At 39.7% G+C, this 4,279-nt stretch carries 6 protein-coding genes; all 6 read right to left on the reverse strand.

The window, feature by feature from the left end; translation table 11 throughout:
* Positions 1–749 (reverse strand): trypsin-like peptidase domain-containing protein (locus tag ACFIO3_RS09355; RefSeq protein WP_375704360.1); only part of this gene is annotated, 749 nt, incomplete at its 3' end.
* Between the two features lie 267 nt (positions 750–1,016).
* The gene (gene rplQ / locus ACFIO3_RS09360; protein WP_375606705.1) at positions 1,017–1,445 is read right to left on the reverse strand and encodes a 50S ribosomal protein L17; all 429 of its coding nucleotides are present in this window, start codon (positions 1,443–1,445) and stop codon (positions 1,017–1,019) included.
* Positions 1,446–1,469: 24 nt separating this feature from the next.
* Complete coding sequence (locus tag ACFIO3_RS09365; protein ID WP_375606706.1) at positions 1,470–2,483, reverse strand: DNA-directed RNA polymerase subunit alpha; 1,014 nt, start codon at positions 2,481–2,483, stop codon at positions 1,470–1,472.
* A gap of 94 nt (positions 2,484–2,577) precedes the next feature.
* Entirely contained in the window at positions 2,578–2,967 is a 390-nt protein-coding gene (rpsK, locus tag ACFIO3_RS09370; RefSeq protein WP_007347762.1) for a 30S ribosomal protein S11, read from the reverse strand.
* Positions 2,968–3,080: 113 nt separating this feature from the next.
* Positions 3,081–3,449 (reverse strand): 30S ribosomal protein S13, encoded by a 369-nt coding sequence (gene rpsM, locus ACFIO3_RS09375; protein ID WP_026500557.1) that lies wholly within the window; start codon positions 3,447–3,449, stop codon positions 3,081–3,083.
* A gap of 180 nt (positions 3,450–3,629) precedes the next feature.
* On the reverse strand, positions 3,630–4,208 hold the full coding sequence (locus tag ACFIO3_RS09380) for an adenylate kinase (protein WP_375606707.1): 579 nt from the start codon (positions 4,206–4,208) through the stop codon (positions 3,630–3,632).
* Positions 4,209–4,279 lie beyond the last annotated feature (71 nt).

Here is a 4,279-nt window from a genome sequence, read left to right on the forward strand (position 1 = left end):
ACTTTTACAAGATTAACTGGAATAGCAAAACCAATCCCTACAGAACCACCCGAACGCGAATAAATAGCCGTATTAATTCCGATTAACTGACCTTTCATATCAATTAAAGCGCCACCAGAATTCCCTGGATTAATGGCTGCGTCTGTTTGAATAAAAAAGTCAAAATCAGAAATCCCAACACGTGTACGCGCTTGCGCTGAAACAATACCACTTGTAACTGTTTGACCAACACCAAAAGGATTACCAATAGCAAGAACAAGATCACCAACTTCAACAGCATCAGAATTTCCCAAAGAAAGAACTGGAAATTGAGCATCTTTTTCCTTAACTTCAAGAATTGCAATATCAGTCGCTTCATCTTTGAGCACGACCTTACTCTCAAACTCCCGCCCATCAGAAAAAGCCACTTTAATTTCGCTTGCATCTTTAATGACGTGGTAATTTGTAACGATCAAACCACGTGCATCAACAATCACCCCTGACCCTAATGACGATTGCTTACGAACAGGAAATTTATTTTGAAAACGACCAAAAAATTGCTCAAAAAATGGATCGCCTTCAAAAGGTGATCGTGCTCTAATTTGTCGAGCTGCATAAATATTTACAACAGATGGAACTGTCTTTTTAACTAAAGGAGCAAATGAAAGGGTGATTTCTGTTTGTGTTTGAGGGATATGAGCATATACATGATCAAATGATATCTGCATCATAATTGCAAAAAAAATCCGCACCCAAAAAGAATACCTCATAATCCACTCCTTTAAAATCAGCACATTCTGTTGAAGATTAATAGAATAAAAAAACACATCCCCGCAAATTAAGGACCTCTATTAATATTTCATAATAGAGAATAAAAACAACCTATTTGAACAATAAATATTATAAAAATAAAATAATTCAATATTCTATAATTTTCTCTCTGCACCTATTTCTCAACTAAAACAAACTTAAAAATGCTCACAAAAAAACCGCCCAAGACAAGGCGGCCTTTAAAAATTCAACAGAATAAAAAAACTTTACGAAGAAGTTTCCTTTTCATTCTCAGAAGCCTCCATACGAATGCGATCCCCAGCCCCTTTCGCTTCGACATCACGATCAACAAATTCTATAACAGCCATGGGCGCATTATCACCGGTACGAAACCCCGCTTTCATAATACGTAAATACCCACCGTTGCGTGATGCATAACGTGGCGCAAGCGTATCAAATAATTTTGCAACTTTTCCTGCATCACGAAGTGCTGCAATTGCTTGCCGACGCGCATGCAAACCACCACGCTTACCAAGAGTAACGAGTTTTTCAACAATAGGACGAATTTCTTTAGCCTTTGGAAGCGTTGTCACAATCTGCTCATGCTCGATCAACGAAGTTGCCATATTTGCAAACATCGCTTTACGGTGACTGGCAGTACGGTTCAACTTGCGTCCTGACTTACTATGGCGCATAAGCCCTCTCCTTAAATTCTAATTCTAATATTGATCTTCATAACGTTTTGCAAGATCATCAATGTTTTCAGGCGGCCACGCAGGAATTTCCATCCCAAGATGTAAACCCATACACGCCAAAACTTCTTTAATCTCATTCAACGATTTGCGACCAAAGTTCGGTGTCCGAAGCATTTCAGATTCTGTTTTTTGAATCAGATCACCAATATAGACAATATTATCATTCTTAAGACAATTTGCCGAACGAACTGAAAGTTCTAATTCATCCACTTTTTTGAGAAGTGCAGGATTAAAAGAAAGCTCAGAATCAACCTCTTCAACAGGCTCCTTCTGTGGTTCTTCAAAGTTAATAAATAACGATAATTGATCCTGAAGAATGCGTGCTGCAAAAGCAACAGCATCCTCACCATTAACAGCACCGTTTGTTTCAATCGTGAGCGTTAATTTATCATAATCGAGAACTTGACCTTCACGTGTATTTTCTACTTTATAAGATACCCTACGGATCGGTGAATAAAGACTATCAATTGGAATAAGCCCTATACGCGCATCATCAGCACAATTACGATCAGATGGAACATACCCCTTTCCTGTGTTGACAACAAATTCCATGCGAATTTCAGCATCTTCATCAAGAGTACAAATAACATGATCTGGATTTAGAATTTCCATATCCCCAACTGTACTGATATCTCCCGCTTTCACGACACCAGGCCCCTCTTTATAAACAACGACACGTTTAGGCCCTTCTTCTTCCATACGAAGCGCAATTTCTTTTATATTCAGAATAATATCCGTAACATCCTCACGCACACCTGGAATCGATGAAAACTCATGCAAGACACCGTCAATCTGCACAGCAGTAATAGCAGCACCACGAAGCGAAGATAACAACACGCGACGAAGCGCATTTCCTAACGTTAAACCAAAACCACGCTCAAGAGGTTCAGCAATCACACTTATAATATTTGGATTATCATGTGCACATGACTCAACCTTATTGGGTTTAATAAGTTCCTGCCAGTTTTTCTGGATCATATTTTTATTCCCGTTCTTTAGTTCCGTTACCATTCAATCGTAACGACCAATGTGAACATCAGAGAAATCTCCGACAACAAAAAACAACACCCAATTAAACACGCCGCCTTTTCCGCGGACGACATCCATTATGAGGAATTGGTGTTACATCGCGAATAGAAGTAATGACAAAACCAACAGATTGCAATGCACGTAGAGCAGATTCACGCCCTGATCCAGGTCCACAAACTTCAACTTCCAAAGAACGCATACCATGCTCTTGCGCTTTTCTTGCACAATCCTCCGCAGCAACTTGAGCAGCAAAAGGTGTCGATTTACGCGCACCTTTAAACCCCTGAGCTCCCGCAGATGACCAAGCAATTGCATTACCCTGAGCATCAGTAATAGTAATCATTGTATTATTAAATGTTGAATTAATATGCACAACACCCGATGAAATATTTTTACGTTCGCGACGACGAACACGTGTGGCTTCCTTGGCCATAATTTCCCTTTCAACGATCTCATCACTGCCGTAACATCAGCAGCTCCACCTTTTTTCCTTGCCAAACAAATCAAACAAGAAAAAGAATATATAAAAACCTTCCACAAAGGCCCTTATTTCTTCTTACCGGCAATTGCCTTAGCAGGCCCCTTACGCGTACGAGCATTCGTATGCGTACGCTGTCCTCGGACAGGCAAAGATCGACGATGCCGCAATCCACGATAACAACCAAGGTCCATCAAACGCTTAACATTCATAGCCACTTCACGACGAAGATCACCTTCAACTTGATAGCCCTGATCTATCGCCTCACGAATCTGCAGCACCTCAGCATCTGAAAGCTCATGCACACGACGCCCCAAAGGAATGCCAACTCTTTCAATAATTTCTTGAGCAAATTTTGGTCCAATCCCGTGGATATATTGAAGCGCAATAATTACACGCTTATTTGTCGGGATATTGACGCCAGCGATACGAGCCACGCCTACTCTCCTTAGTTATGTTGACAAATTTTTATAAAATACCTGATATACCTTACAGAAAAAAATAGACTCAGAAAAAAATTCTTCCGAATCCTATTATTTCACTAAAATAAATTAGATTCACTTTTGATAGATTTCATCTCAAAAGTCAACTCTTTTCATTTATTTCTAAAAAAAATCTCATGAAAGAAACCCTCTAATCATACGTGTCACTTCAGCAACACCAATCATTCCATCAATAACCTTCAACATTCCCCTCTCTGAATAAAATTTTGATAAGGGAGCCGTTTTTTCACGATATTCTACTAATCTTTTTGCAAAAGCAACAGGATTGTCATCTAAACGAACCTGTCCACCAACCGCTATTGTTTCCTCAACGCGCTTCTTCATACGTTCAATCAACACGTCTTCATCAACACACAACTCAACAACAGCATTAAGCTGCATATTTTTTGAATCGAGTATCTGTTGCAACGCTTCTGCTTGCCCCACAGTTCGCGGATATCCATCCAAAACAAAACCGTTTACACAATCAGCTCCATCAATCCGATCTGATACGATTTGATTAACAATACTATCAGGAACCAAAGCACCAGAACTTATAATAGCTTTAGCTTTTTTACCAGTATCCGTTTCTTTGGCAATCACCTCACGCAACATATCCCCTGTTGATAAATGAGGAATGTTGTATTCCTCAGTCAACATTTTTGCTTGTGTTCCTTTCCCCGCTCCAGGAGGACCTAAAAGAATAACCCTCATCGATTCCTTCTACCTCCACGAAGTTTTGATTTTTTTATCAACCCTTCATATTGGTGAGCAACAAGGTATCC

Source organism: Bartonella sp. AD328YNZD, assembly GCF_042196425.1.

Excerpts from the sequence above, each read along its gene's own strand:
- ACFIO3_RS09365 (WP_375606706.1), bottom strand. The coding sequence starts at position 2,483 with ATGATCCAGAAAAACTGGCAGGAACTTATTAAACCCAATAAGGTTGAG.
- ACFIO3_RS09380 (WP_375606707.1), bottom strand. The coding sequence starts at position 4,208 with ATGAGGGTTATTCTTTTAGGTCCTCCTGGAGCGGGGAAAGGAACACAA.
- rplQ (WP_375606705.1), bottom strand. The coding sequence starts at position 1,445 with ATGCGCCATAGTAAGTCAGGACGCAAGTTGAACCGTACTGCCAGTCAC.
- rpsK (WP_007347762.1), bottom strand. The coding sequence starts at position 2,967 with ATGGCCAAGGAAGCCACACGTGTTCGTCGTCGCGAACGTAAAAATATT.